Raw genomic sequence first — 26,980 nt, forward strand, 5'->3', positions numbered from 1 at the left:
CGATACGATTGTGGGCGTACAGTAAGCACACGGGATCACGCTCCGCGTTCGCCCCGTAGTTCGTCCGTCCGGCCTTGCTCCAGGGGGAGCCCATGCGACTGCACGTCGACCAGCGTCATGAGCGGGTACTCGAACTCGTCCGGGAGCGCGGCAGCCTCCGGGTCGCCGATCTCGCGGCCGAACTCGGCGTCTCCGCGGTGACCTTGCGGCGTGACGTGGAGGCGCTCGCCGCACAGGGCCGGGTGCAGCGGCTGCACGGTGCCGTGGTGTGGCCGGGCGACGCGGCCGCCGAGGCGCAGCCCCGGCAGGAGTCCGCCGAGGGCGCCGTGATCGGAATGATCGTGCCGACCACCAACAACATCTTCGGGGACATCGTCCGCGGGGCTCGCGAGGCCATCGGGGCCCAGGGCGGCCGCCTGGTCCTCGGAATGACCGGCTACGTCGACTCCGAGGATGCCGTGCAGGCGGAACACCTGATCGCGGGCGGTGCGGAGGGCCTGCTCGTCGCGCCCAGCTGGTTCGGCGGTGTACCCATGGGGGGCCAGGAGAAGTGGCTCCTCGACTGTGCGGTGCCGACCGTCCTGGTCGAGCGCTCGGCGCCGGCCGGGAACCCCGCGGCCGGCCTCGACCGGGTGCGCACGGACCGGGCGCACGGAGCGGCCGTGGCCGTGGGCCACTTCGCCTCCCTGGGGCACCGCCGGATCACCGCGGTGCTCCAGGAGGGCCCGCACGCCGCACAGATCTCGGCGGGCTACCTGGCGGCAGTGCAGTCCCTGGGCCTGGACGTCGATTCCGGCGCACCGTCGGTGCGTGAGCACGGGGACTACGAGGCCAGCCTCGACTACCTCGTCGAGGCAGTGGAGAAGCGCGGAGTGACAGCGGCGCTCGTGCACAGCGACGAGGACGCGATCGTGCTGGTGCCCAAGCTCCAGGCGCGAGGCGTCCGAGTGCCGGAAGACCTCGCGCTGATCGCGTACGACGACGAGGTGGCCGGCCTCTCGGACGTCCCCCTGACGGCCATCGCCCCGCCCAAGCGCTCGGTGGGGGAGCTGGCCGCGAAACTGCTGCTCCAGCGGCTCGCGGAACGCGCGAGCGGACAGCGCCCGGCACCCCGTCAACATCTCGAGCTTCTCCCCGAGTTGAAGATCCGTTCGTCCTGCGGTGGCGAAGCGCTCGAAAATGAGCGTTGAGCGATCGTTTTGATTGTCTTGGTCGAACGCTCTTGACTCTGATCGTGTGCGCGCAAAAGATGTCCTGCATCCGCCTCTTCCCGTACGAGGTCTCGTAGGAGCCGTGCCATGTCGCGCACTTCACGTTCGTTCCGCACAGCCGCCGCCACCACCATCGCCGCCCTGGGCATGCTCGCCACCGCATGCGGCGGCGACGGTGGCTCCACCGACAGCAAGTCGGACGGCAAGCCGGTCACCATCAACTACTGGACCTGGACCCTCGGGGCCAAGTCGACGGTCGAGGCGTTCAACAGGACGCACAAGGACATCAAGGTCAAGTTCACCGAGATCCCCAGCTCAACCGAGGGCTACAGCAAGCTCTCCAACGCGGTGAAGGCGGGCAACGCGCCCGACGTGGCGACCATCGAGTACCAGATGGTCCCGGAGTTCGCGAGCCAGGGAAACCTGATCGATCTGACCAAGTACGCCGGTGAAACGGTCAAGTCGAAGTTCCCCGCGTCCGTTCAGAGCCTCGTCACCTTCGGCGGCAGGACCTGGACCGTCCCCTACGACGTCGCGCCGCAGCTGTACTACTACCGCACCGACCTGTTCAAGAAGTACGGCATCGAAGTCCCCAAGACCTGGGACGAGTTCAAGACCGCCGCCGCGAAGGTCAAGAAGAAGGACAAGAACGTCCGGCTGGCCTCCATGCCGAAGTCCGACCCGGCGCTGCTGGCCGCACTGTCCTGGCAGGCCGGCGGCAAGTGGTTCGCCACCGAGGGCGACGCCTGGAAGCCCGGCGTGAACGACGCGCCGACCAAGAAGGTCGCCGCCTACTGGGACCGCCTGATGAAGGACGGCCTGGTGCAGTCCTTCACCGCGTACGGCCCCGAGGAGACCCAGGCCCGCACCTCCGGCAAGACCCTGTCCTTCCTCGGCGCCTCCTGGTCCGCGGGCGGCATGAAGACCGCCATGCCCAACCTCAAGGGCAAGTGGGCCGCCGCCCCCATACCGAACTGGGGCACCGCGGCCGGCGGCAACTACGGCGGCACCTCCTACGGCGTACTCAAGGGCAGCAACCACGCCGAGGCCGCGACCGAGTTCATCAAGTGGCTCACCACGAACAAGGCCGGCGTCGAGGCCCGGCTCGCCGACCTGGAGTCGCCCAGCAGCGCCCTGCCGGCCAACCCGGAGATGCGCGAGGTCGCAGCGGCCAAGTTCGACACCTCGTACCTGAACGGCCAGGACCTCTATCAGCTCGCCTCCGCTCAGGTCGACACGATCGTCCCGGGCTGGACGTGGGGCCCGAACCAGATGGACGTCTACACCGCGGTCCAGGACGCGACGGCCAAGTCCGGCTTCGCGGCCGGCGTCGACGCCGGCCAGCAGAAGGCCGAGGCGGGGATCACGGAGCGCGGGCTGAAGCTCGCCAAGTGACCTGACGGGTCCGGCCGTTCGTCCGGCCATTCGCGGCCCGTGTCCGAGTGCGACTCGGACACGGGCCGCGAATGGCCCCGTCACCCCGAGGTCGTTCCCGTGGCCCCGGCACTCCTGTCACCCCGGGGTTGTTCCCGTCGCCCTGGCACGTCCGTCACCGATCGCCCACCCGAAGCGTCCAGCCCGCCAAGGAGCCACCGTGGCAGCACCTCTCGCCCCCGCCGTGAAGGCCCGGGCCCACCCCCCGACGAAGCCCCCGGGCACTTCGAAGCTCCGGCGCGGTCAACGCCGGGCCGCCGCCCTCTTGATCACCCCGTTCTTCGTCCTGTTCGCCGCGGTCATGGTCGCGCCCATCGGCTACGCCGTCTGGATGAGCCTCTTCCAGGAACACTCCTCGGGGCTCGGCTTCGGCGGCACCGAGCGGGTGTTCTCCGGATTCGGCAACTACACCAAGGCCCTGTCCGACGCGGGATTGCGGGACTCCTTCGTCCACATCGCCCTCTATTGCGCGCTGTACATCCCGGTGATGATCGGCGGCTCACTCCTCCTCGCGCTGCTGGTCGACACCGCGATGGCCCGGGCCAAGCGGTTCTTCCAGCTCGCACTGTTCCTGCCGCACGCGATCCCGGGACTGATCGCTTCGGTCATCTGGATCTACCTGTACACCCCGGGCCTGAGCCCCGTGCTCGACTGGATCGGCGCCCTCGGCGGCTCATGGAACTTCTACAGCAACGATCATGTGCTCTCATCCATGGTCAACCTCTGCGCCTGGCAGTGGATCGGCTACAACATGGTCATCTTCTACGCCGCCCTGCAGGCAGTTCCGCGCGAAATGATCGAAGCGGCCGTCGTGGATGGCGCGGGCGCCATCCGCACCGCCCTGCAGATCAAGGTGCCGCTGATCGCCTCCGCGGTCGTCATGACCGTTCTGTTCACCTGTGTCGGCGCCATCCAGATCTTCACCGAGCCCAAGCTGCTCAACCAGCGCGGAGCGCCCTCCATCGACACCGAGTGGTCGCCGACCCTGTTCATCTGGAAGGCCGGCTTCGTCCAGCACGACTACGGCCTCGCCGCCGCCGCGTCCCTGCTGCTCGCCCTGCTCGGCGTCCTCCTCTCCTACATCGTCACCCGGCTCGGCAACCGGTGGAAGGCGGCGTCATGAGCACCCTCACCCACACCACGAGCCCGGCCAAGGCACCGGCCGAGCACAAGGCCACCCGGACCAGGGGCCGCCGGACCTCACCCAACGCCCTGCTCTCCAAGGGCGTCGTCAACGGGCTGCTGATCGTCGCCGCCTTCTACACCCTGATGCCGGTCAGCTGGCTGCTCTTCGCCGCCACCAAGAACGACCGCGACCTGTTCTCCACCTCCGGCTTCGCCCTCGGCGACTTCAACCTCTTCGCCAACCTGCGTCACGTCTTCACCTTCAACGACGGCATCTATCTGCGCTGGTTCGGCAACAGCATCCTGTACTCGGTCGTCGGCTCGGCCGCCTCGACGTTCCTGTGCATCGCCACCGGCTACGCCTTCGACAAGTACGACTTCAAGGGCAGGGAGAAGTTGTTCGGCGCGGTGCTCGGCGGAGTCCTGGTCCCCACCACGGTGATCCAGCTGCCGATGTATCTGCTCGCCACCAAGGTCGGGATCGTCAACACCTACTGGGCCCTGCTGCTCCCCGCCCTGGTCAACCCCTTCGGCGTCTACCTCGCCCGCGTCTTCTCCGAGGGCTACGTGCCGAACGAGGTCCTGGAGGCCGCCCGTGTCGACGGCGCCGGCGAGCTGCGCACCTTCGCCGGGATCGCACTGCCGATGCTCGCACCCGGCTTCATGACCATCTTCCTGTTCTCGTTCACCGCCAGCTGGAACAACTTCTTCGGCGCCCTCGTGATGCTGAACGACGAGAAGCTCTACCCGGTCAATCTCGGTCTGTTCATGTGGAACAGCGTCACGCAGCAGCAGCCCGAGTACTACTCGCTCGTCATCACCGGCTCGCTCGTCGCCGTCGTCCCGCTGATCGTCGCCTTCGCCTGTCTCCAGCGTTTCTGGCGCTCGGGCCTGACCGCCGGCGCGGTGAAGTGACCATGCTCGCACCGGAAGACACCCTCCTGAACAGCTCGGACCGAACGGCCGCGGCGCAGCGCCCGCGGACCGCCCTCGCCATGGGACCGGAGATCCACCGCTCGCTGCTGGCCGAAGGCGCACTCGACCGGCTCCGCTCCGTCGCCTGTGTGGACACCTCAGCGCACATCACCGACTTCGCCGCGGCCGACGACGTCGAACTGGCCGCCGTGGAGGTCCTGTTCACGCACTGGGGCGCGCCGCCGCTGACCGAGGACGCGCTGCGTCGGATGCCGCGGCTGAGGGCCGTCGTCCACGCGGCCGGTTCCATCAAGCACCACGTCACCGCTTCCGTGTGGCAGCGCGGCATCACCGTCTCCTCCGCGGCCGCCGCCAATGCCCTCCCCGTCGCCGAGTTCACGCTCGCCGCCATCCTGTTCGCGAACAAGCGGGTCCTCGACATCGCGCGCGCCTACGCGCAGTCACGCGAACAGCCCGCGCTGCTGCCGTACTTCACCGGCTACGGCAACTACGACCGCACCGTCGGCATCGTCGGCGCCTCCCGCATCGGACGCCGCGTCGTCGAGCTGCTTCGCCCGCTCGACCTCCACGTTCTCCTCCACGACCCCTACCTGAGCCGGGGCGACGCACGAGCCCTCGGGGTGGAACTCGTCGGCCTCGACGAACTCGTCCGGCGCAGCCATGTGGTGTCCATCCACGCACCCCAGCTCCCCGAGACGCGCCATATGTTCGACGCGCGCCGGCTCGCGCTCCTGCAAGACGGCGCGACGCTCATCAATACGGCGCGCGGTTCGCTCGTCGACACCGACGCGCTGACCGAGCGTCTCGTTTCCGGGCGCATTCACGCTGTACTCGATGTGACCGAACCAGATGTACCTCCCGCCGCATCGCCGCTCTACACGCTCCCCAACGTCCTGCTCACCCCGCACATCGCCGGCTCCCTCGGCAACGAACTCGGCCGTATGACCCACTGGGCCGTGGACGAGGTGGCGCGCTACGCGCAAGGACTCCCGTTCACGTACGCAGTCGGTCCCGACGAGCTGACCTGCTCGGCCTGAACAGGAGCCCCGCATGGCTGACTTGGACACCGACTACGTCGAGGACCGCTCACCGGGTCACGGCCGCCGCGCACCCCGCGCCTGCTTCGACTCCGACGCCCCGCGCCTCGAACTCGACGGCCCCTGGCGCTTCCGGGCCGCCGCCGGACTCGCCGATCTCACTCCAGGATTCGAGGCGCCCACCTTCGACGACACCCACTGGGACCGGCTGCCCGTCCCGTCCTGCTGGCAGCTGCACGGCGTCGGCGCGCCCGCGTACACCAACGTCACCTACCCGTTCCCCATCGACCCGCCCCGTGTACCCGACGACAACCCGACCGGGGAGTACCGCCGGGAGTTCGGCCTCCCCGGCGACTGGCCCTCGGGCCGGAGCATGCTCCGCTTCGACGGCGTCGACTCCTGCTTCGCGGTGTGGCTCAACGGCGTACGCCTCGGTGACGGCAAGGGCAGCCGGGTCCCGACGGAATTCGACGCCACCGACGCGCTGCGTCCCGGCCGCAACATCCTCGCCGTACGCGTCCACCAATGGTCAGCGGGCAGCTACCTGGAGGACCAGGACATGTGGTGGCTGTCCGGCATCTTCCGCTCGGTACGCCTCCTGTCCAGGCCGGCCGACAGCCTCGACGACTTCTTCGTGCACGCCGACTACGACCACACCACGGGCACGGGCACCCTGCGCGTCGAGACGAGCGGCGCGGCCCGGCTCAGCGTGCCCGCGCTCGGTCTCACCGACGCCGAACCGGCCGGACCGCACACGTTCGACAGCGTCGTCCCGTGGAGCGCGGAGCAACCGCACCTGTACCTGGGCGAGTTGACGACGGACGGCGAGCGTGTCCACGTACGCATCGGCTTCCGCACGGTCGCGGTCGAGGACGGACTGCTGAAGGTCAACGGCCGCCCTCTGCTGCTGCGCGGCGTCAACCGTCACGAATGGGACCCGGAGACCGGACGCACCCTTTCGGACGACACGATGCTGCGTGACGTCCTGCTGATGAAGCGGCACAACATCAACGCCGTACGCACCAGCCACTACCCGCCCAGCAGCGAATTCCTCGCCCTGTGCGACGAGTACGGGCTGTGGGTCGTCGACGAGTGCGACCTGGAGACGCATGGCTTCGAGCAGGTCGACTGGCGCGGCAACCCCAGCGCCGACGACCGCTGGCGCGAGGCCTGCCTGGACCGGATGCGCCGCGTCGTCGAGCGCGACAAGAACCATCCCAGCGTCATCATGTGGTCCCTCGGCAACGAGAGCGGCACCGGCGAGAACCTCGCCGCGATGGCCGCCTGGACCCGCGACCGCGACGCCTCCCGCCCGATCCACTACGAGGGCGACCCGGACAGCGGATACGTGGACGTCTACAGCCGCATGTACGCCGACCACGCCGAGACCGAGCTGATCGGCCGAGGTGAGGAACCCACCACCGACGACCCTGCGCTGGACGGGCACCGACGCCAACTCCCCTTCATCCTCTGTGAGTACGCCCACGCCATGGGCAACGGCCCCGGCGGACTGACCGAGTACCAGCGGCTGTTCGAGGCGTATCCACGGCTCCAGGGCGGCTTCGTGTGGGAGTGGATCGACCACGGCATCGCGCGACGCGCCGCCGACGGACGGCAGTTCTTCGCGTACGGCGGCGACTTCGGCGAGACCGTCCACGACGGCAATTTCGTCGCCGACGGCCTCGTCTTCCCCGACCGCAAACCCTCGCCCGGCCTGGCCGAGTACAAGAAGGTCATCGAGCCCGTGCGGATCGCCCTCGACGCGGAAGCCCGGGTCATCGAGATCCGCAACGGCCACGACTTCCGTGACACCTCTCATCTGCGTTTCCGATGGCAGGCCGAGGACGACGGCGAGCCCCGCGCCAAGGGCGCCCTGGACGTGCCGGTACTGGCGGCAGGCAAGCGCACCGTCCTGCCTTGGCCCGAACTGCGCCGTACCGGGGAGGTCGAGCGAGTTCTGACGGTGGTCGCGGAACTCGCCCACGACGAGGCATGGGCCAGGGCCGGTCACGAGATCGCATGGGGCCAGGCCGTGACCGGCGAGCCGCCGCAGCCGTACGACAGCGGACATCGCGCGAGCGCGCGGCGCACCGCCGACCGGCTCGAACTCGGCGCGGCCCACTTCGACCCCGCCACCGGCACGCTGCACCGCCTGGGGGACCTCCCCCTCGACGGGCCCGGGCTGGACTTGTGGCGGGCGCCCACCGACAACGACATCCTCGGCCCGCGTCTCGCCGACCGCTGGCGGGCCTTCGGACTGCACCGGCTCACCACCAAGGTCCTCGCTGTCGACCCGGGCGAGGAGGGCCTGACGGTCGTCACCAGGGTTGGCCCCGCCGGCAGCGGCTCGTCGATGACCGCGACGTACCGCTGGCGCGCCGACGCGGACGCGCTCCACCTGGACCTCACCGTCGACCCGGTCGGAGACTGGCCGCTGCCTGTCCCCCGGATCGGGCTGCGGCTCGCGCTGCCCGGCTGGATCGACACCGTCGACTGGTACGGCAGGGGCCCGGGCGAGGCCTACCGCGACACGACCGCCGCAGCGCGCCTGGGCCGCTTCCGCCGCAGCGTCGACGCGATGCAGACCCCATATGTCCGCCCCCAGGAGAACGGCAATCGCCGCGAGGTGCGCTGGGCCCGGCTGACCGGCGACGCCGGCGGCCTTGAGGCGACAGGCGGTTTCGACCTCACGGTGCGCCGCTGGACCAGCGAGCAGCTCGACGTGGCCCGGCACACCACCGACCTCACCCCCGGGGACAAGGTGTACGTCCAACTCGACGCTGCCCACCACGGCATCGGCACCGCCTCCTGCGGCCCGGGCACCCTGCCGGAACACACCCTGCATGCCCGGCCGACCACGCTCCACCTGGTCCTGCGCGCCCTGTGACCGCGCACGGAGCAGCCGGTCCGTGACCGCCTCACCGAAGGGATCATCCATGCCCGACGTCGTCCACCGCGTCCTGGTCGTCGGCATCGACGGCGTACGCCTCGACACGCTGCGCCGCCTGCCCACCCCGCACCTGGACGTCCTCGCGGCCGACGGCTTCCTCGCGCCGATCGAGGTCGACGACCGTACACCCACCATGTCGGGCCCCTGCTGGGCGACGATCGTCACGGGAGTGGGCGTCCACAAGCACGGCGTGTGGAGCAACGACTTCACCGGCCACCGCCTCGACGTCTTCCCCGACTTCGCCACCCGCCTCGCCCGGCAGAACGGACGCCGCACCTTCGTCGCGGCGGGCTGGCAGCCGCTGATGCAGGTCCGCGACGGCGGCCCTCTCTTCCGTGCCCCGTCCAGAACCGTGTACGTCTCCCCGGCCGAGGACACCCCCGAGGCCTGGGAGAGGTGCGACGAACAGATCACCGAGGAGGCGGTACGCGTCCTCGCCGCCGACGACATGGACGCGTCCTTCGTCTACCTCGGCGCTCCCGACGAGACCGCGCACTTCCTCGGCTGCGGCGACGCCTACGAGGTCGCGGTGGCGCGCGCCGACGCACGCGTCGGCCGCCTGCTGGACGTCGTACGCTCCCGGCCCGCGTACGACAGCGAGCGGTGGACGGTCCTGGTCGTCACCGACCACGGCCATGTCGACACGGGCGGCCACGGCGGCCGCTCCCCGCAGGAACGCACCGCCTGGCTGATCGCCGCCGGTCCCGGCCTGCGTTCGGCACCTCCGCTGGTACGCCATGTCGACGTCGCCGCCCAGGTGTTCGGGTCACTGGGGTGTGACACCGACCCGCACTGGACACTCGATGGCCGTCCGTTCGCGGCCATCGGGACCGCGGGTCTCCGGGCGTCGGAGGGGACGCCCGGAGACCCGCACGCTCAGCCGCCGGTCGTCATCGTCGGCTGATGGGCGGTGCGGGCCCCGCGTAGGGGGCGCACGCGACCTGGTCGCCGTCGACCGCTGGTTCCCCTCCTCCAAGCTGTGCTCCACCCGCGGCACCCTGCGAGCGAGGATGCCGTTGAACGTCTGCACCTGGATGTGCGAGGGCTGCGGGACGACCCATGACCGGGACGTGAACGCGGCCATCAACCTCAAGGCCGCCGGGCTGGCGGTTGCTGTCTGTGGAGCCGGTGTAAGACCTCAACGGAGTACTCCGGGCGGGCAGTCGGCGACGAAGCAGAAAACCTCACAGCGAGAGCCGTGAGAATCCCCCTCATTTACGAGGAGGAGAAGTCAAATTTCCACTGTGCCGTGAGCTGAGCTGAGCAGCCCTCGAGCGCGTCCCGGCGAGGACGGCGGTCAGAACAACGGCAGGTCGGGGCGGTCACCGATTGGCGTACAGCGCCTCCAGTTCGCCCGAGAGCGCGGCGCGTACGTGGCGGGTGGCCTCGTCGACCAGCACTTCGGGTTCGTCATTGAGCAGCGCGGTCATCGTCTGCTCGGCCACGTCGGCCGCAAGGATCTTCGGGGAGTCGATATGCGCCGCCAAGTCGGTGTCGACATAGCCGGCATGCACGCCGACCACCAGCGTGCCCTGCTCCCGCAGCGCCAGTCGGAAGGCGTTCGTCAGCGACCACTGAGCGGACTTGGAGGCCGCGTAGCTCGGAAGCCGCCTGTTGGCCACCCACGACGCCACGGACAGCATGTTGACCAGCGCTCCGCCACCATGGGCGGCCAATACGGGCGCGAACGCACGCGAGACAGCCCAGGTGCCGAAGTAGTTGACCTCCATCTCGCGCCTGGCACCGTCGAATGACCCCTCGAGGAGGGACGGGCCACCGGCGACTCCGGCGTTGTTGATGACGATGCTCACATCGTCGGCGGCACGTGCGGCCGCGGCGACCTGCTCCTCGTCGGTGACGTCCAGTCGCAACGGCATGAGCCCGGGGTTCTGGACGGCCTCCGGCTCCCGGACACCGGCGTAGACCCTGGCCGCGCCGTGAGCGAGCAGTGCCTGGGCGAAGGCGAGCCCGATGCCACGGTTGGCTCCCGTGACAAGGGCTACCGAACCTTTGATGTCCATGATCACCCTCCCTGCGAGCGGATGTGGAGGACTCCTTTCTTCCGACGCTAGGCCTTGGACAGCGGCTGATCCACCCGACGCCTGACCACACCTGCGTCGATACCTCTTCGCGCACCCGATGGCCGAGCCGCGCGTGCCGGACATGCCCGTGACCGACCCGCGAGAACGTGCAGATTGGGGCTCGCTCGTTGCCCCTGCACTCATGCCGCGCGTTCGCACGACTGCGCTGGTGAGGCCGCGTCGCGGGCTGTGCCCCCTTACGCCGTCACCGGTCGGGCCGCTGACTGGCCCGCACCGCGGGGGGAGTTTCATCGAAGGGTGACTCGTCTGCGTATAGATGTGCACGCACACCTGTGGACCACGGGGTACCTGGACCGCCTCGAACGACTGGGGAAGGCCGATACCGGCACCCAGCGCGGGATCGGCGCCGACGCGACCGAGGCCGATCTGGACCGCCGTTTCGCGCTGGTGGACCGGGCGGGCCTTGACCTTCAGGTGCTCTCCGTGGCACCGCAGCCTCCACCCTTGACAGGGGAGTCCGACGCGGTGGCGCCGGCGGGCGCGGCGCCGCGCTGCCCCTCCCACATGTCGACGCGGTCCGGGCCGTGACCCTTCGGCAATCACAAGGCGAGCGGTGGTTGTGCCGGTGTCGGCTGTGCCTCCTGTTGGCACCATGAATCGAACACGTGATTGAATTACTGTCATGGCGCGCTACCACTTCCCTGACGACCTGAGGGGGCTCCGGGCCCGGAGAGGCCTGGTGGTCCCGCATGCGCACCCCGCGTGCAAGCCCGAATCGCACGAGTGAGGCTGGAAGCATGCCCGAACTGCATCCTGTGGTCGTGTCTCCGCCTGCACCGGCGGGTGGCCGCCGGGTTCGCGTCAACGGTGAGAGTCTCGGGCTGGCCCACAGCCTGGAGGACCTGTCCGAATTCCTGAGGCGCGCGGGCTTGGACATTGACCCGGTGACCGTGGCGGTGTCCCCACTGATCGACTGGCGCGGCGTCGGGCCGGAGCAGTGGGGCACGGAGACGCGGGCGTAAATCTCTTCGAGGGGGCAGGTCCGGCCCGTCGACCCTTGGTTCAGCCGAGCTTGACGGTGATCTTCTGGGTGACGCCGGCGGTGGTGCTGAGGTCGCCGAAGGTGAGCTTCAGGGAGGAACCGGTGGTCGCCGAGGTGACGGTGGACGGCTTGGAGGTCACCGAGGAGACCGCCTTGTTCCAGGTGAGCGTCAGGCTCGTCTGCATGCGCATCGGGTCGCTCACGCAGATGACCGCGGTGCCGTCGCTCTTCTCGGTGATCATCACGCAGCACGGATTGCTCGCCGTGAGATCGCCGACCGTGCCGCCGAACCAGAAGTTGACCCCGGTGAAACCGAGCGACGGCACGCTGACGCCCTGCTGGTTGTCCGTGTTGGCGAGGATCGTCAGCCAGCTCGTCGCGGCGGCGCGGGTCTGCGTCTGGGCGACGGTCGCGCCCGGCATGAGCAGATAGGTGTACGCGGCGTTCGTCGGGTCGGTGCCGTGATCGACGTACATCGTCAGGTATTTGCGGTTCAGGACGGTCGTGGCGCCCCCCTTGTTGATGTCGCTCCACTTGCCGTCACGCGCCGCGCGCAGTGCCTTCACGGTCGCGCCGCCCGGGAAGACGTAGCCGCCGTGGCCGCCGATGTGCGCCCACGTCGCGTCGGTGAGCGTTTCGGACCAGGGGTACGTGGTGGGCTTCGCCGTGCCGTCCACGGTGAAGGTGGTGGTGCCGCTGGGCCCGAGGTTGCGGTTCTCGACCGTCGACTCCACGGTCGTACCGTCCGTGCACTTGATCCCCGCGCCGAGACACACGATCGAGTCGTCCAGACAGAACCACGACTTCTTCGCCAGCAGCGTGCTCTGCAGGCCCTTGAGGTACTGGCCGATCGCGGCCCGCTGCCCGTCGGTGGCACCCCCGACCCAGTTGACGTCCGGCAGGGAGGCGCCCCAGTCACCGCCCGCCGCGTCCGCGAGTACCGTGCGGGAGGCGGTGATCCCGGGCAGCCGGTACGGGTCGACGGTGGGCCAGAAGGCGTCGCTGTACTGGCCGTTGCAGAACGTGTCGCCCCACCAGTAGAGCATCCCGGAACCGGTGTGCCAGCCGTGCAGGTTCTCGCCGTTGCCCGTCTCGTAGTACGTGATCCGCCGGTCCGCCATGCTGATCGACGCGGCCCAGCCGGGCCGGCGGTGGGTGGCCCGGGACATGTTGGTGAACAGGCGGTGGCCGGTCGGCTCGGCGATCGCGGCGATCGCGGTGTCGTCCTGAACTCCCTTGAGCCGGGCCAGACTTGTGAGGCCCAGCGAAGGGTTGCTCATCGGCGGGCTGTAGTAGTCGCGCTGCATCCAGCCTTTCACCAGGCCGCGCCAGCGGGCGTTCTCCGTGCTGCTCGCGCCCTGCCCGAGCAGCACGATCGACGCGAGGATCGGATGACCGCGCAGATGGTCGTCCTGCTGGATCTGCTTGGCGTCGGACGCGGACAGGCCCCGGCTGATGGCCCGCCCGGACACGCCGTCCATGACGAGACCGTTGTAGAGGAAAGGCGCCCAGGCTTTCTCCACCGCGTCGAAGACGATCTGCCGGTTGGAATCGGTGACCGCCCACGTGGACCCGGCGAGCAGCGCGAAGAGCATCCCGAGCCCGCCCAGCATCACCGAACCGTATGAACCGGTGTAGGGGACGGTGGTGTGCTGGATGAACGAGCCGTCGGTGTACAGCCCGTCTCCGCTGCTCACGTACGGAAAGACGGGAGAGAGCGAGTCGCGGGCAAGGGCGATCTTCGCGGAGCTCGCACCGACGACCCCGCGCAGCGCCAACACCCGGCACAGATCGACCCTGTTGGCGCCCGTGCTCGTCCCGCTGTAGCTGGAGACCACCGAGTCCGGCACGAAGTGGTCGACCGCGGCGAGATAGTTGGCGATTCGCGTGGCCGACAGCTGGTCGTACATGAGGACGCAGACGTCCAGCAGGGCCTGGGGTGCGCCGATCTGCCAGCTGTACCAGTTGCCGTAGCGGGCCTGGTTCTCGTTGTAGACCTCGGAGTAGAGGTGATCGAGGCCGGTCAGGATGTCGTCCCGGAGGCCGGTGTCGCCGGTCAGCCCGGTGCCTTGTTGGGAGTAGGCCTGGGCGAGCGTGTTGAGCCTTGTGTAGCTGGTGTTCAGGTTGCCCGAGTAGCCGTACGACTCCTGGTCGGTGTCGGGTTCTGGGTCGGCGTACACCAGGTCCGGCCACAGTGAGCCGGACGTCGGCGCCATCGTGGACCGCAACTGGCTTGCGGTGGTGCCCAGTTCGGTGAGCCGGGTCTTGAAGGGTTCGGCGGTGGGGCTGAATCCCTCGCCGAGTATCAGGGTGCGCCACTTCGCGCGGAGGGTCGCGAACTCGTCCGCGGCCTCGGAGGTCTCGGTGCTCTCGGTGATGGCGGTGGAGGTGAGGGGAGTGGCATCGGCGGTGGTGTGCACGCCGAGCGTGAGCGCGGTGCCGCTGCTTGCGGCCAGGAAGCCACGGCGTGACCAACGAGTCGTCATGACGGCGGTTTCTAGCACGCCGACGTTCAAACGCTCAACAATTCTTACCGAATTGAACATATCGATCGTTTGTTGAGGTGTGGCGTTCTGCTGAACCGCCGGGCTCACACCCTCGTATCACTCAACGGGGATGGCGGGAGACCGCGCGCACGGAAGGAGATCAGTGTGTCGATGCCGCCCGAGCCCGGGCAGCCGGAGAGGCGCCCGGCGCTCGAACCCACCCATGTCCAGCGCCGCCGCCGCTCGGAGGCGCTGGCGGAGCTGCTGAGGCAGGTGCGCGAGGACGACGGGGGAGCCGACTCCGAGGAGGGGTACGAGTCGGTGGCGGTCCCCTCGACCGCGACAAGGCTGCTGCCGCCACCGGAGGAATATGCGGCCGAGGAATACGGGGTCGAGGAGTACGAGACTCAAGAGCTGCCGCCGGTCCTGGCGGGGGCGGACTACGTCGCGGGCACAGGAGGGCGCTCCTCCGCACCCGGGAGGCGGTACGGGGGCGGGCACGGATTCGGTCGCGGTGCCGGCCTGCGGCGCGCCGCGATCGCCGTCGCCGTGACTGCGGCGGCACTGGTCGGCTTCGCCCTCGCGCTGCTGCTGCCGAGCGACGAGCAGGACGAGGCACCCCGGACCGGGGCGCAGCCCTCGACGACGCCCGCCGCCCAGGTGCCGTCCCGGTCCGCCGACCCGGACGGCGCGGGCACCCTCCGGGAGGGAGACACGGGCCCCGAAGTGACCGAACTCCAGGAGCGGCTCCTCCATATCCCGAACGTGTACGACAACGGCATCGCCAGCGGCACCTACGACGCCACGCTCACCGCCGCAGTGGCCCGCTTCCAGCTCTGGTACGGCATCCGGGGCGACGAGGCCGGCGTCTACGGCAACGACACCCGCGCCGCCCTCGAATCCCGTACCACGTCGTGAGACGGCAGCGATGTGTAGGGGCCCTGTCGTGAAACAGCGTGCAACCGCGTCGCTGTGAAGCGATCTGAGCCGGCATGGCCGCACGGTAGTGGTGCTCCTCCAGGCGGCGAGGTGATCCGGCGGACAACGGCCGGATGCCGCGGGCGGGATGGTCAGTTCGTGTGCGGTGCGCGGGTGAACTCCCGGATCAGCCGGGCGAGCTCCGTCGGCTGGTCCAGGGGAATGAGGGTGTAGCTGTCCGCGACCTCGGCCAGTCGGCCGTGCGGAAGGAGTTCGGCGAGGCGTCGGCCGTGCTCGGGCGGCATCACGCGGTCTTCGCCGGCCCAGACGACGAGGGCCGGCCGTTCGAAGCCGGGCAGCCGTTCGGCCGTGACCAGCAGGAGACCGGGGTCGGCCCGCACGGCGCGCAGAACGCGGACGGTGTCGCGGCGGATCTCGGGCTGCCGCAGCACGGGCCCGATCCAGCGCGCGGTCGCCGCGTCCCCTCGTCGGGTCAGCCGGCCGAAGGCGATCGGGAGTCGTCGGAGCATCCTCAGCCGCATCTGCCGCATGAACAGCCCGAACAGCCGGGGCGGAAGCTTGCCGGAGAGAACGAGCGTCCTGCCCGTCAGCCCGGGCGGGAAGTTGTCGAACGCGTCGCACGAGACGAGGATGGCCCCTCCCACCCGAGCCCCGCCGTCGCACATCAGCAGTTGCACGAGCGCCCCACCGGTGTCATTGCCGACGAGGACGACATCCCGCAGATCGAGGCGGTCGAGGAACTCGACGACCAGCCGGGCCACCCCGGGCAGCGAAAGATCGGCGTCGGTGCGCATCGCCCGGCGATGAGCACCGAGAGGGAGCGTCGGCACCACGCATCGATGGTCGGCGGACAGGTCTGCGACCGGCCCGTCCCACAGCGAGGCATCCATCATCAGACCGTGCAGCAGCACCAGCACGGGGCCGTCGCCGCCGGTGTCCGTGTACTCGATCGTCCCGGCGGACAGCCCGATCGCGGACTGGACCTTCGCCTTCATACGGGCCTCCCGTGCGTGTCGGCATCCCCAACCAAGAGGGCCGCAGAGGGCCGGAGTGTGACATCGCCGTAGCACTCACCGTCGATCACGGCCAGGAGCCACGAAGGTCGCCGCGGATTGCGGGCCGCCTTGTCGCTCAGTCCGAGTGGGCCGGAATGCGGAGCGTGACCCGGTAGCCGCCTTCGGCGGTCGGCCCCGACTCGAAGGTGCCGTTGAGGAGTTCGGCGCGCTCCCGGAGACCGATCAGTCCCTGGTACGAGCCGGGCAGCGGCAGGGACGGCCGCGTCGGGGAGGTGTTGGTGACGGTCACGCCGAAGTGGTCGCCGTCGTTGCCGAGCAGGACGGTCGCGGTGGCGCCGGGCGCGTGTTTGCGTACGTTGGTGAGGGCTTCCTGCACGGTGCGGTAGATGGCGCGCTGGGCGGGGGTGGGGATGTCGGGGGGGAGTTCGCCGGTCAGTGCCGTCTCGATGCCGCTCGTCGAGACGAGTTTGCGGAGATCGGCGAGTGTGGGCTGCGGGGTGAGCTCGGTGGCGCGGCCGCCCGAGGCGCGCAACAGCGTGACCATGTGGCGCAGTTCGTCGAGGGTGTCGACGCTCAGCGAGCGGATGGTGCGGGCGCCCTCCCGGAAGTCCGGATCCTTGGACGCCACTTGCAGGGCCCCGGCCTGTACGGCGATCAGGCTGACCTGATGCGAGACGACGTCGTGCATCTCACGGGCGAGCTGGGCGCGTTCACGGGCCAGCACCGCCTGGGAGTGCAGCAGCCTTTCCTGCTCCCGCGCCTCCTCGATCTCCACGAGCCGGTGGGACAGATCCCCGCGCGCCTGTACGAGTTGGCCCAGCAGAACGGGGGCGGCGGCGGTGCCCAGGGTGTAGACGAAGTAGATCAGGGTCCAAGTGCGGTCGTGCGAGGAGAGGTCGTCCGGCGGCCATGGCGTGGCGGAGGCGAGGGCGAACAGGACGGCGCAGCCGACGAGGAGGCGACGATCACGCGACCGCTCGGCCAGGGTGAACAGCGCGGCGAGCGGGGCGACCACGATGTCCACCATCACGCAGGCGGGGAGCGTGAGCAGGAAGACGACGAGCGGGAAGCGCCGGCGGAAGGCGAGCGCCGCGCAGGCCACCGCGGCCGGCGCCACCGCGAGACGGGTCGCGTCCAACAGATTCAGCCAGGCGTCCACCGCCGCGAGAAGGACGAGCCCGCCGTCGACGACCCAAGCCGGCATGCGCGCCCAGAAGCCCCCGCCGGTCACGCGCCCCCGCACCTCCTTGCTCGTCGCGCGCGCCCGGGACTCGTCGCCCGTGGCCTGCGTCGAGAACTCCTGGCCCGCTGCACGTGCCCGGCCCCCTCTGCCCGTCCCGCGCGGCCACAACCCCCTGCCCGTGGTCATCGCCCGGACTCCGCCCGGTTCCGCTCGTCGAGCAGACCGGCCCGCTGGGCGAGCAGCGCCGCCTGAACCCGGCTGCCCACCCGCAGTTTGGTGAGGATCGCGCTGACATGGTCCTTGACGGTGCCCGCGCTGAGGTGGATGCGCGTACCGATGTCGGCGTTGGACAGTCCGTCCGCGATCAGCACCAGCACCTCGCGTTCGCGTTCGGTGAGCCGTCCGACGCGGGCGGCCTCCGCATCGTCGACGTCGGCGGCTCCGGGGTGGCTCTGCCAGACGGCACGGGACGCCTTCGGCGACATCACGACACCGCCCGCGGCCAACGTGCGGACGAGCTGGGCGAGTTGGTCGGGCTCGGTGTCCTTGAGCAGGAACCCCGCGGCGCCGGAGCGCAGCGCGGTGAGGATGTACTCGTCCGCGTCGAACGTCGTCAGCATCGCCACCACCGGGGCGTCCGGCACCGCCCGAAGCCTGCGCAGCACGGTCAGCCCGTCGACGTCCGGCATCCGGATGTCCAGCAGCACGACGTCCGGCCGCTCCCGCAGCACCGCGTCCACCGCCTCCCCGCCCGCCGTGGTCGCGACGACCTCGATGTCGTCGGCCGCGCTCAGAATGAGCTCGAATCCGGAGCGCACCAGGGCCTCGTCGTCCACCACCACTACCCGGATCACGCGCGTTCCGCCGCCTCGTCGTTCGTCGTGCGTACGTCTGGGGCCGCACATGGATGTCGTAGCCCTGACCCTAGAACGAGCCCCGCCTCACCGAGCGCGCCGACCGGACACTCCAGCCACCTGGGGGGACGGTTCCAGTCGTCCGGGGGAGGGGGAACCGGCTTTGAGCTGTAATGGCCGCCGCGCTCACGCGGTACGACGACACGGCACGCGAGGTCCGGCTGCGGACAAGGGTGCCCGGTGCCTGTCGGTGTCGACGCCGCAGGCCGCCGCGTCGACACCCGGCATGACGTCGTGGGCTATCCCTTGACGAAGTCCAGGAGAGTTACCTCAGCTCTCGATCGGCTGCTGTCACGCATCTCCGCCGGATGGCATGAGCTCGCTGCATCGCCTGCTGGAACCGGCGTTTCCATCCATGAATGCACCAAATGGGGGAGCCCGCCACTGGGAGCCGCACTCCACGAGGCGGCTCGGGCGCTCGCCGCCCGAAGGCATCGAGTGGGCAGCCGCGGATGCGGCCCCCGGCCACCGGGGTCCGTACCCGCCACCCGGCGGGTAGGGACCGGACGCCTGCCGGATACCCGCCGATCGGCGTTCCCTCCAGCCTGAAGACATGACACAGAACGCGGGTGCGGAACTCGCTGCCCGGACCGCACCCGAGGCGTCCACGAGCGACCGCTCCTCGCTCGGACGCCTCATCGGCGTCGATCTCGCCCGCGGAATCGCCGTCTTCGGGATGTACGCGGCCCATGTCGGCCCCGACCCCTCCGAGGGCGGCGCGGACGGCTTCCTCATGGAGGTCGCGCACGGCCGCTCCTCCGCGCTCTTCGCATTCCTGGCCGGGTTCTCGATCATTCTGATCACGGGTCGGAGGACGCCGAAGACGGGCCGGGCGGGTCGCCAGGCAGTCGCCAAGGTGGTGATCAGGGCCGTCATCCTGCTGGTCCTGGGCACCGCGCTCACCCTGAGCGGAACCCCCGTCGACGTGATCCTCGCCTTCTACGGCCTGTACTTCCTCCTGGTGCTGCCGCTGTACCGGCTCGGCGCCCGCCCGCTGGCGATCATCGCCGCGAGCAGCGTGCTGATCCTCCCGCAGATTCTGTACGTGGTGCAGCGCGCCCTCGACTCGGGCAGTGCCGGCGGCGGTCCGGGTGGTATCTGGGCCTGGCCCGCCGACGCCGACGGCATCGTCTCGCTGCTCTTCACCGGCGGTTACCCGGCACTGGCCTGGATCCCCTTCGTCATCGCGGGCATGGCCGTGGCCCGGCTCGACCTGGCGTCCACGGCCGTGCGCATCCGCCTCGCGGTCATGGGCGGCGTTCTGGCCGTGCTCGGATACGGCGGCTCCTGGCTCGCCCTGCACCTCGTCCCCGGTGCCGCCTCGGCCATCAGTGCCTCCGGTGGGGGCGACGGCGGATCGGGCATGTCCGCCTGGTGGTCCGACACCGCGGGCTACCCGACAGGTGACACCCCCGCCTGGCTGCTGGCGGCATCCCCGCACAGCGAGACGACGCTCTCCGTCATGGCCAACACGGGGGTGGCCATCGTCGTCCTGACCGCCTGCCTCGCCGCAACCGACGCCTTCCCGCGCTTCCGCGGGCTCGCCCGCCCGGTCGTCGCCGTCGGCGCCATGTCCCTTTCCGCGTACGTCTTCCACATCATCGGCATCCGCGTTCTCGGCATCGAGGAACTGCCCGGCTCGCCGCTGCACGTCCTGCTCGGCTTCATCGTGGCCGTGACCGTGTTCGCGACGCTGTGGTCGCGCTCCTTCCGGCGGGGTCCGCTGGAATGGTTGCTCGGCAGGGCCACCAAGCTCGCCGAGCGCGTGCGGTGAGGGGCCCCGCGGGCGGTTGCCAGGAGCCCTGGCTGCTCACGGCGGCTGTCGCGGCAGCCGTCCTGGCCGTGCTGCGCCCGGACTTGTACGCCGACGCCCCGCGCCACGTCGTCAAATCCGCCGTGCGCCAACGCCACTGAAGAGGACATGGCGAGCACGACCTGGGTGAGGCTCCCTGAAGATCACTTCTGCTCAGGAGCCGAACCCTCACGAACCCACGCTCTCCAGATCCAGAAGCTGCCGCTTGCGCTCCAGGCCCGCGGCATAGCCGGTGAGCGCACCGCTCGCGCCGATCACCCGGTGGCAGGGGCGCACGACCAGCAACGGGTTCGCGCCGATCGCCGTACCCACGGCACGCACCGCGGCCCGCGACGCGCCGATCCGCGCGGCGATCTCGCCGTAGCTGACCGTCGTCCCGTACGGGACCGTCTCCAGGGCCTTCCACACGCGCTGCTGGAAGTCGCTGCCGCGCATGACGTACTCGATGTCGAAGTGGGTCAGCGTGCCGTCGAAGTAGGAGCGCAGCTGGGAGGCGATCTCGGCGAACGCGTCCGCGTCCTCGACCCAGTCGTCCTGGACGACGGCCCCGCGCTTCTGGCCGGGCATGGACAGCGAGGCCAGTGCCGTGCCGCCCCTCGCGGTGGCCGACTCCTCGCCCACGAGCAACAGCTCGCCCAGGGGGCTGTCGATGGTCGTGCAGACCGTCATCGGAAGGGTCCTCTCAGGAGTGCTTCAAGCGGTGCCGGGATCGCTCCCATCAGTAATTTTGCCGCTTGTCCGGCACTCCGTCCGGCGGGAATCGGACACCGACCTGTCGCAGGACATGCGCGGGGGCCGACGGTGTCGGCCGTCGGCCCTTCACACATCGGCCCTTCACACACTCGGGTACGAGGATCAGTGCTTGGTCAGCCGTACGGACAACCCCTCGGCCGTGTACACCGGCACCGCCCGGTACCCGTCAGCCCGCGCGTCGATCCGTCCGAACCGGCCCCGCAGCGTCGACGTGCGGATCACCGGAATCGTGGTCCCGACGGCCGGCGGACGTTCGGTGTCCAGCCGCAGTGAGAGCGTGGTCTCCCGGTCCAGCAGCACCCGTCGGTCCACCGACAGCGCGGGGGTGCGGCCCTCGCGCAGCGTCACCTCCAAGGTCGCGCCGGATGCCTGCGCATAGGCGCCGCGTACACGGGCGGTCGTCGACGGAGCCACCCGCAGCGTGCCGCCCTCCACCCGGACGTCACCGTGCCCGAGAGCACCCGAGGAACCGGCGGTCAGCAGGCCTTCCTCCAGCACCGTGCCGCCTGTGTGACAGTTGGCTCCCGTCAGGGTCAGCGAGCCGCTGCCGCGCTTGACCAGGCCACCGCGGCCGGAGATGTCGTTGCGCCAGGAGTCGGCCGCTCCGAAGCCGCCGTCGGCCGCGTTCAGGGTGACGGTCACGTCGCAGTCGAACGCGCCGTACCCGTCGGCGGCGGCGAAGAGGTCGAGGCGCCCCCACTGCTCGAAGCCGTCGAGCAGCACGTACCCGGAGGGGAGGGCGGTCGTGCGGAGCACCTCGCGGCGCTGTGCGGCGTCGAGGTAGGGGAGGCGTGTCTCCAGCAGGACCTCGGCTCCCTTGGGCACGGTCATGTCCTCGGAGCGGCCGTGCCGGGTCAGCACGTACGTCAGACGCGGCCTGAGCGCGTGGGCGTTGGCGGCCCGGTCTGCGTACGGGTCGGAGTTGACGCCGGCCGTGTGCGCGTAGGCGTACAGCGTGTCCGCCGTCGTACCGGTCCGCTGCTGGAAGTACGCGGCGGCCTGGGCGCGCGCCGCGGCCTTGAGGTCCGCGTACTGCGGATCGGCGAGCGTGGCGGCGGCCAGGGCCGTGGCCATGATCCGGCCGCCCATGACGTCGACGGGGGAGTGCATGCCCGCCATGATGCGGGTGTGGCTGAGCTCGAAGGCACGGGCCACCAGCTCCTGGAAGCGCTCCGGCACGGCGTACGCGTACGCCAGGGCCGCCAGGTGGAAGGCGTTGGTGTGCCCGCTGGGGAAGCCGCCGTCGTCGGTCGGCGTCGTGCCGCGCTGCCACAGCAGTTGAGGGGCGACGATCACGTCGGAGTCGTAGACGGGGAAGCCGAGCGCGTCGGCCTTGCCCGTGTCGACGACTTCGCTGTCCTCGTTCATGCGCCATGGACGGGGGTACTGGTAGGCGTACTTGGCGGGGTTGCCCGAGGCGAACTGGCCACGCACCGTGTCGACCAGCTCGGCCACCTTGCCGAGCGCAGAGGTGTGCGAGCCCGCGCCGAGCGCGGAACCGGCCGGAGCGTCGGCGGGCACCGCGTCGTTGATTTTCCCGGCGGGGGTGCCGTCCGGCGCGCTGGTGATCGACGTGACCGCCTGGGCACCCGACTTGTACAGGTCGGCCAGTGGACCCAGGCCCGCGATCATCGCGTAACTCTGGTGCTGGCGGTCGTAGATGAACGCTTCCTTCGCCTGCGCGTCGGTGCGGGCGGCGGTGATCCGGGCGCAGTAGCGCATGTTGGCGCGCAGCACCTCGGGCAGCAGCGGCGTGCCGGAGTTCCAGGCGCCACCTGTCTTCCACACCTCGGCCATGCCGCCGAGGATCCGGACCACCGCGTTGGTCTCGGGCGTCAGATTGGTCAGGACGTTGGTCGTGTAGTCGTCGACGAACGCGGCGGGAGACGTGGCGGCCTTCGCGTCCGCGGCGGCGAGCCAGGTGACGACGGTCGGAGCGGCCAGCAGACCGGCCGACGCGCCCAGCGAGGTTCTGAGGAACCCCCGCCTGTTGACGGTGAGCTGACCGGCCGACGAGGTGGCGCGGTGCCCGGCTGGTGACGGCATGGATGTGCCTCTCTCGAGTTCTCCGGCCGTTCGGCCGGTGGGAGGTCGTTCGATGGACCGGACGTCGGGGAACACGTGAGACGTGTCAGTCGCAGGTGTCCCGTGGTGAGGGCGTGGCGTACGAGCGAAGATCTACGGCCGAGTCATGTCGGGCCGGGTAGGGCTCGGCGTCCGAGGCATGTCATACGAGTGAACGGGCCAGCGCCACCGCCCCCTCGACGGGTGGCACCCGCAAAGGCCTCGGCCGCGCGCCCGGAACGGCTTCGGCCAGCGACGCCACGAAGGCGTCGTACAGGGCGGGTTGGGCGAGAGCGGTGCTGCCCGCGACCACGACGTCGTCGACGGCGACTCCGCGTTCGGCGAGCCGCGCGGCGAGCGCGGCGAGCGATCGTCCGCCCTCGGCGATCACCCGGCGGGCAAGCGCCGAGCCCGCCTCGGCGGCCGCGAACACCACTCGTGCGTGCCGCCCCCACTCGGCGGACACGTCCGTGGCGCTCTCCAACGCCGCGCCGAGCGCGGGCACTTCGCTCACCTCGAACGCGGCGATGAGTCCCAGAGCCAGCGCGTCCGGGTCCTCGCCGCGATCGTGCGCGGCCCACGCGGCCCGCGCCGCCTCGCGGACGAGGCCGGCCGAACCGCCCTCGTCGCCGAGCACCGCACCCCAGCCGCCGACCTGAACGGGGCTGCCGTCGGCGAGCCGGCCCACCGCCACCGAACCCGTACCGGCGACCAGACCGACGCCCTTGTCCAGCCCCGCGGCGGGCACCAGGAGTTCGGCGTCACCCACGACGAGCGCGGGCACATCGAGCAGCTCCCGGAGCGCGACACGGATCTCCTCGCACTGGCGGGGCGTCTCGCAGGCATGCCCGCCCACGGCGACGGCGGACGGACGTGTGCCGGGTGGCAGCGCGTCACCGACCAGTGCGGTCAGCCACGCGGCGGCGACGGCCGGGTCGTGCGGCCGCCATCCACTGCTCGTACGGACGTGATCCGCGACGGAACGCTGTCCCGCGCGGGCACGGAGATGGGTCTTGGTGCCGCCCACGTCGATACCGACCACGAGGGGCGTGAAGTCCTGCACGGAACCTCTTTCGTCGCTGGACCGACATGCGAACGGCGGGCGAACCGTGTCTGGACAAACCGGAGTTGAAGCATTCGGGAAGCCCCGGGACGGGCCTCTGACGGGCCACGGCAGGCGAGTACCGCGAAGTTCGTTAGGAAATTAACTAACGAAGTAGAGTGCGTCAAGAGGTTTGGCGGGGTCCGACGATGTGTGGGAGAGCTGTGGCATACGACCTGGGCGAAGGCATGGGGCGGCTGAGTGAGAGCGCGGGCGCGGTCTTCGCCGTACTGGCTGCGGTGGGCACCGCCACCCGTCCCGAGCTGGCGGCTGGTGCGGGCCTTTCCAAGCCGACCGTCTCCGCCGCGATGGCCGAGCTCGAGGCGGCCGAGCTCGCCGCCCGCTCCGGTACCGTCTCGGGCGGCACCGGCCGTTCTGCCGCCATCTACGGACTCGGGCCGGCCGCCGGGGCCGTACTCGCCGTCGACCTCGGTCCCGCCCGCACCCAGGTGCGCGGCTGTGCCCTGGACGGCACCCTGCTCGCCCAGGGCACCAGCTCCCGGGCGCACGCCGCCGAGGCCGTACGCACGGCGCTCGCCGGGTTGCCCGCCGACGGCCCACTGCGCGCCATCGTCGTCGCCGTCGGCGACGTCACCGCACAGGACCAGGACGGCACCGGTATGCGCCCCGCGACCGCCAAGGCCGGGCCCGTCTTCGATGCCATGGCCGTCGCGCTGCCGCCGGGTGTTCCCGTCCACCTCGAGAACAACGTCAACTGCGCCGCGCTCGCGGAGCTGCACGAGGGTGCCGCCCGCGGCCGTCAGACTTTCGGCTATCTGCGCATCGGCGTGGGCATCGGCCTCGGCATCGTCATCGGCGGCCAGGTGCTGCGCGGGGCGAACGGCGCCGCGGGAGAGGTGGCCCGGCTGCCCTACCCGTGGGACGAGGGTCGCGAACCGCGGCGCGAGGCGCTGGAGGAGCGCATCGGCTCGCGCTCGCTGCTGCGCCGTGCCGCTGAGGCCTGGCGGGACGCCGACGGCCCGTTCCCCGGCACCGCCGAGCAGCTCTTCGCCCTCGCCGGGGAGGGCCGGGCCACGGCCCGTGCCATGGTCGGCCGTCATGCCGCCGACGTGGGGCGGCTCGCCGCCGCCGTGGCCGCCGTGCTGGACCCGGGGCTCATCGTGCTGGGCGGCAGCACCGGTGCGGACCCGCAGCTCCTGCCGGGTGTGCGGGCCGAACTGGCGCGGCTGAGCTGGCCCACCGAGGTGGTCAGCAGCACGGTCGGGGACGCCGGTACCGTCGTGGGCGCCGCCCGGCTCGCGGTCGCCCGGGGAATCCAAACCGTGACCGGTGGCTCGTGGGTGAAGGATTGACGGCTTCCGGCTCGGTCTGCCAATGTCCGGACAAGCGCTTTCTAAGTCGGCCGGGTCGCCGACTTGGGGTGAGCGTCCCGTCCGTACGCGAGGTACGGCAGCCGCACGAGGGCGTGCTCGTGCGGTGGGCCCACGGTGGCCGGGAGCCCCACCCGTGAGGGCGGTGCGGCTGGGCGAGGCCGTGCCGCCGGAGGCGCACTCCGAGACAGAACAGACCCGTGCCGCATCGACCGGCCGGGGAATCCGTCACGCACATCAAGGAGGACCCGGTGGGTCACCAGATCTCGCGCAGGACCCTGTTCCGCACGGCGAGCGGCATGGCTGCCGCGGCCGCGATCGGCGGTTCGCTGAGCGCCTGCGCCGGGGGCACCGGCGCAGGCACCACCAGCGACAAGCTGACCATGACGTGGTGGGGCAGCGATGACCGTCACAACGCCTACAAGAAGGCGCTCGCCACCTTCCAGAAGAGCAACTCGAAGATCAAGCTCGAGGAGCGCTACTCCGGCTACGACGGCTACTTCGACAAGTTCAACACCCAAGTCGCCGGCGGCAGCGCCCCCGACCTGCTCCAGATGGACACCGCGCTGGTCGCCCAGTACGCCCGCAAGGGAGTCATCGCCCCGCTCGACGAGTACGTCGGCAAGTCGCTGGACCTGACCGGCTTCTCCAAGACACTGCTCGCGGCCGGCACGGTCGACGGCAAGCTGTACGGCGTGCCCTCCGGCATCGGCGTCAACGTCCTCACCGCCAATGTCTCCGGCATCAAGAAGCTCGGCCTGGATGAGCCGGACCGCGAGTGGACCTGGGCCGACCTCAAGGCGTTCGCCGTCAAGGTCAACAAGGCCAGCGGCGGCAAGATGTTCGGCGTCGACGACGGCGGTGGCGGCACCCTCCAGGCGTTCGAGGTCTTCGCCCGCGAGAAGGGCCAGCCCTTCTTCTCCACCGACGGCACCAAGCTCGGCTTCACCTCGGACACCCTCCAGGAGTGGTGGGAGTACTGGGCCGAGATGCGCAAGGACAAGGCGTCCCCGGGTGCCGCCGTCACCTCGGCCGCCCATAACGACCTCACCAAGAACGGCGTCGTGATCGGCAAGACGCTGCTCACCTTCGACTCCGGCGTCTACGGCGCCGGCGGCGCGATCACGGACGCGACCCTGGACTTCCTGCCCACTCCGCAGGGCCAGTGGTCGGGAGCCCGTGAGGGCAACTTCGTCAATGGCGGCGTCCTCCTCAGCGCCACCAAGGCGAGCAAGCACATCGCCGACTCGGTGAAGATCATGAGCTTCTTCGCGCAGGACAAGACGGCGATCAAGGACATGCAGCTGCTGCGCGGCATCCCGCCCACCGAGAAGGCCCGCTCCATCGTCTCCCCGGACCTGTCGGACACCGACAAGAAGTCCATGGACGTGGCCGACTACATCTCCAAGCGGGTCGGCAAGGCGACCGACGCGCTGCCCGCCCCCGCCGCCCCGCCCAAGGGCGCCGACCAGATCTGGGACCTGCTGTTCCAGTCCAACCTCGCCATCGCCTTCGGCAAGAAGACGATCAAGGCGCAGCTCGGCGATTTCTTCGACCAGGCGCAGTCGATCCTGTCGCAGTAGAGGTCGCGGCGGCCGCGGC

21 protein-coding genes and 1 pseudogene are annotated in these 26,980 nt (G+C 70.3%); 14 read left to right on the forward strand and 8 right to left on the reverse strand.

Annotated features, from left to right (window positions below; all coding sequences use genetic code 11):
- The first annotated feature begins 92 nt into the window (after positions 1-92).
- From ACZ4RZ_RS19890 to ACZ4RZ_RS19925, 8 genes and pseudogenes are all read left to right on the forward strand, one after another.
- The gene (locus tag ACZ4RZ_RS19890) at positions 93-1,190 is read left to right on the forward strand and encodes a substrate-binding domain-containing protein (RefSeq protein WP_467746195.1); all 1,098 of its coding nucleotides are present in this window, start codon (positions 93-95) and stop codon (positions 1,188-1,190) included.
- Positions 1,191-1,298: 108 nt separating this feature from the next.
- Entirely contained in the window at positions 1,299-2,606 is a 1,308-nt protein-coding gene (locus ACZ4RZ_RS19895) for an ABC transporter substrate-binding protein (protein ID WP_467746197.1), read from the forward strand.
- Positions 2,607-2,805: 199 nt separating this feature from the next.
- Positions 2,806-3,768: a carbohydrate ABC transporter permease gene (locus ACZ4RZ_RS19900; RefSeq protein ID WP_467746198.1), complete on the forward strand. Its 963-nt coding sequence runs from the start codon at positions 2,806-2,808 to the stop codon at positions 3,766-3,768.
- The gene (locus tag ACZ4RZ_RS19905) at positions 3,765-4,685 is read left to right on the forward strand and encodes a carbohydrate ABC transporter permease (RefSeq protein ID WP_467746200.1); all 921 of its coding nucleotides are present in this window, start codon (positions 3,765-3,767) and stop codon (positions 4,683-4,685) included. Before ACZ4RZ_RS19900 ends, ACZ4RZ_RS19905 begins: the two co-directional genes overlap by 4 nt.
- Before the next feature lie 2 nt (positions 4,686-4,687).
- A complete protein-coding gene (locus ACZ4RZ_RS19910; RefSeq protein ID WP_467746202.1) occupies positions 4,688-5,743 on the forward strand; it encodes a hydroxyacid dehydrogenase in 1,056 nt (351 codons plus the stop codon).
- Between the two features lie 13 nt (positions 5,744-5,756).
- Positions 5,757-8,630, forward strand: a complete 2,874-nt coding sequence (locus ACZ4RZ_RS19915; protein ID WP_467746204.1) for a glycoside hydrolase family 2 TIM barrel-domain containing protein — start codon at positions 5,757-5,759, stop codon at positions 8,628-8,630.
- Between the two features lie 49 nt (positions 8,631-8,679).
- The gene (locus tag ACZ4RZ_RS19920) at positions 8,680-9,597 is read left to right on the forward strand and encodes an alkaline phosphatase family protein (protein WP_467746206.1); all 918 of its coding nucleotides are present in this window, start codon (positions 8,680-8,682) and stop codon (positions 9,595-9,597) included.
- 31 nt (positions 9,598-9,628) lie between these two features.
- A pseudogene (locus ACZ4RZ_RS19925) lies at positions 9,629-9,895 on the forward strand (zinc ribbon domain-containing protein); the annotation flags it as partial.
- Between the two features lie 120 nt (positions 9,896-10,015).
- Here the strand turns inward: ACZ4RZ_RS19925 and ACZ4RZ_RS19930 are convergent.
- Positions 10,016-10,714 carry an SDR family oxidoreductase gene (locus ACZ4RZ_RS19930; RefSeq protein ID WP_467746207.1) on the reverse strand — a complete coding sequence of 233 codons (699 nt, stop codon included), beginning with the start codon at positions 10,712-10,714 and terminating at the stop codon, positions 10,016-10,018.
- 318 nt (positions 10,715-11,032) lie between these two features.
- On the opposite strand from ACZ4RZ_RS19930, the gene ACZ4RZ_RS19935 reads away from it, so the two are divergent.
- Both ACZ4RZ_RS19935 and ACZ4RZ_RS19940 read left to right on the forward strand, forming a co-directional pair.
- Positions 11,033-11,323 (forward strand): hypothetical protein, encoded by a 291-nt coding sequence (locus tag ACZ4RZ_RS19935; RefSeq protein ID WP_467746208.1) that lies wholly within the window; start codon positions 11,033-11,035, stop codon positions 11,321-11,323.
- Between the two features lie 209 nt (positions 11,324-11,532).
- A complete protein-coding gene (locus ACZ4RZ_RS19940; protein WP_467746210.1) occupies positions 11,533-11,757 on the forward strand; it encodes a hypothetical protein in 225 nt (74 codons plus the stop codon).
- A 40-nt stretch (positions 11,758-11,797) separates the two neighbouring features.
- Here the strand turns inward: ACZ4RZ_RS19940 and ACZ4RZ_RS19945 are convergent, their stop codons facing one another.
- Positions 11,798-14,263 carry a polysaccharide lyase 8 family protein gene (locus tag ACZ4RZ_RS19945; RefSeq protein WP_467746211.1) on the reverse strand — a complete coding sequence of 822 codons (2,466 nt, stop codon included), beginning with the start codon at positions 14,261-14,263 and terminating at the stop codon, positions 11,798-11,800.
- Positions 14,264-14,428: 165 nt separating this feature from the next.
- Between ACZ4RZ_RS19945 and ACZ4RZ_RS19950 the strand changes: the two genes are divergently transcribed.
- On the forward strand, positions 14,429-15,181 hold the full coding sequence (locus ACZ4RZ_RS19950; RefSeq protein WP_467746212.1) for a peptidoglycan-binding domain-containing protein: 753 nt from the start codon (positions 14,429-14,431) through the stop codon (positions 15,179-15,181).
- A 152-nt stretch (positions 15,182-15,333) separates the two neighbouring features.
- Here the strand turns inward: ACZ4RZ_RS19950 and ACZ4RZ_RS19955 are convergent, their stop codons facing one another.
- From ACZ4RZ_RS19955 to ACZ4RZ_RS19965, 3 genes are all read right to left on the reverse strand, one after another.
- The gene (locus ACZ4RZ_RS19955) at positions 15,334-16,197 is read right to left on the reverse strand and encodes an alpha/beta fold hydrolase (protein ID WP_467746214.1); all 864 of its coding nucleotides are present in this window, start codon (positions 16,195-16,197) and stop codon (positions 15,334-15,336) included.
- Positions 16,198-16,333: 136 nt separating this feature from the next.
- The gene (locus ACZ4RZ_RS19960) at positions 16,334-17,422 is read right to left on the reverse strand and encodes a sensor histidine kinase (RefSeq protein WP_467746480.1); all 1,089 of its coding nucleotides are present in this window, start codon (positions 17,420-17,422) and stop codon (positions 16,334-16,336) included.
- A 161-nt stretch (positions 17,423-17,583) separates the two neighbouring features.
- Positions 17,584-18,255 carry a response regulator gene (locus ACZ4RZ_RS19965; protein WP_467746216.1) on the reverse strand — a complete coding sequence of 224 codons (672 nt, stop codon included), beginning with the start codon at positions 18,253-18,255 and terminating at the stop codon, positions 17,584-17,586.
- Between the two features lie 613 nt (positions 18,256-18,868).
- Here ACZ4RZ_RS19965 and ACZ4RZ_RS19970 point away from each other — a divergent pair.
- A complete protein-coding gene (locus ACZ4RZ_RS19970; protein ID WP_467746218.1) occupies positions 18,869-20,089 on the forward strand; it encodes a DUF418 domain-containing protein in 1,221 nt (406 codons plus the stop codon).
- Positions 20,090-20,296: 207 nt separating this feature from the next.
- Here ACZ4RZ_RS19970 and ACZ4RZ_RS19975 read toward each other — a convergent pair whose 3' ends face one another.
- The 3 genes from ACZ4RZ_RS19975 to ACZ4RZ_RS19985 all read right to left on the reverse strand — a co-directional run bounded on the left by ACZ4RZ_RS19975 (position 20,297) and on the right by ACZ4RZ_RS19985 (position 24,008).
- Positions 20,297-20,797, reverse strand: coding sequence for a methylated-DNA--[protein]-cysteine S-methyltransferase (locus ACZ4RZ_RS19975; RefSeq protein ID WP_467746219.1), 501 nt, complete (start codon positions 20,795-20,797; stop codon positions 20,297-20,299).
- A 186-nt stretch (positions 20,798-20,983) separates the two neighbouring features.
- On the reverse strand, positions 20,984-22,927 hold the full coding sequence (locus ACZ4RZ_RS19980) for a phosphatase PAP2 family protein (RefSeq protein ID WP_467746221.1): 1,944 nt from the start codon (positions 22,925-22,927) through the stop codon (positions 20,984-20,986).
- Between the two features lie 181 nt (positions 22,928-23,108).
- Positions 23,109-24,008 carry a BadF/BadG/BcrA/BcrD ATPase family protein gene (locus tag ACZ4RZ_RS19985; protein WP_467746223.1) on the reverse strand — a complete coding sequence of 300 codons (900 nt, stop codon included), beginning with the start codon at positions 24,006-24,008 and terminating at the stop codon, positions 23,109-23,111.
- A gap of 227 nt (positions 24,009-24,235) precedes the next feature.
- Between ACZ4RZ_RS19985 and ACZ4RZ_RS19990 the strand changes: the two genes are divergently transcribed.
- Together ACZ4RZ_RS19990 and ACZ4RZ_RS19995 are read left to right on the forward strand one after the other, a co-directional pair.
- The gene (locus ACZ4RZ_RS19990) at positions 24,236-25,360 is read left to right on the forward strand and encodes an ROK family protein (RefSeq protein ID WP_467746481.1); all 1,125 of its coding nucleotides are present in this window, start codon (positions 24,236-24,238) and stop codon (positions 25,358-25,360) included.
- Positions 25,361-25,629: 269 nt separating this feature from the next.
- Positions 25,630-26,961, forward strand: coding sequence for an ABC transporter substrate-binding protein (locus ACZ4RZ_RS19995; RefSeq protein WP_467746225.1), 1,332 nt, complete (start codon positions 25,630-25,632; stop codon positions 26,959-26,961).
- The last annotated feature ends 19 nt before the right edge of the window (positions 26,962-26,980 follow it).

This window comes from Streptomyces sp. NPDC027189, from assembly GCF_055566975.1.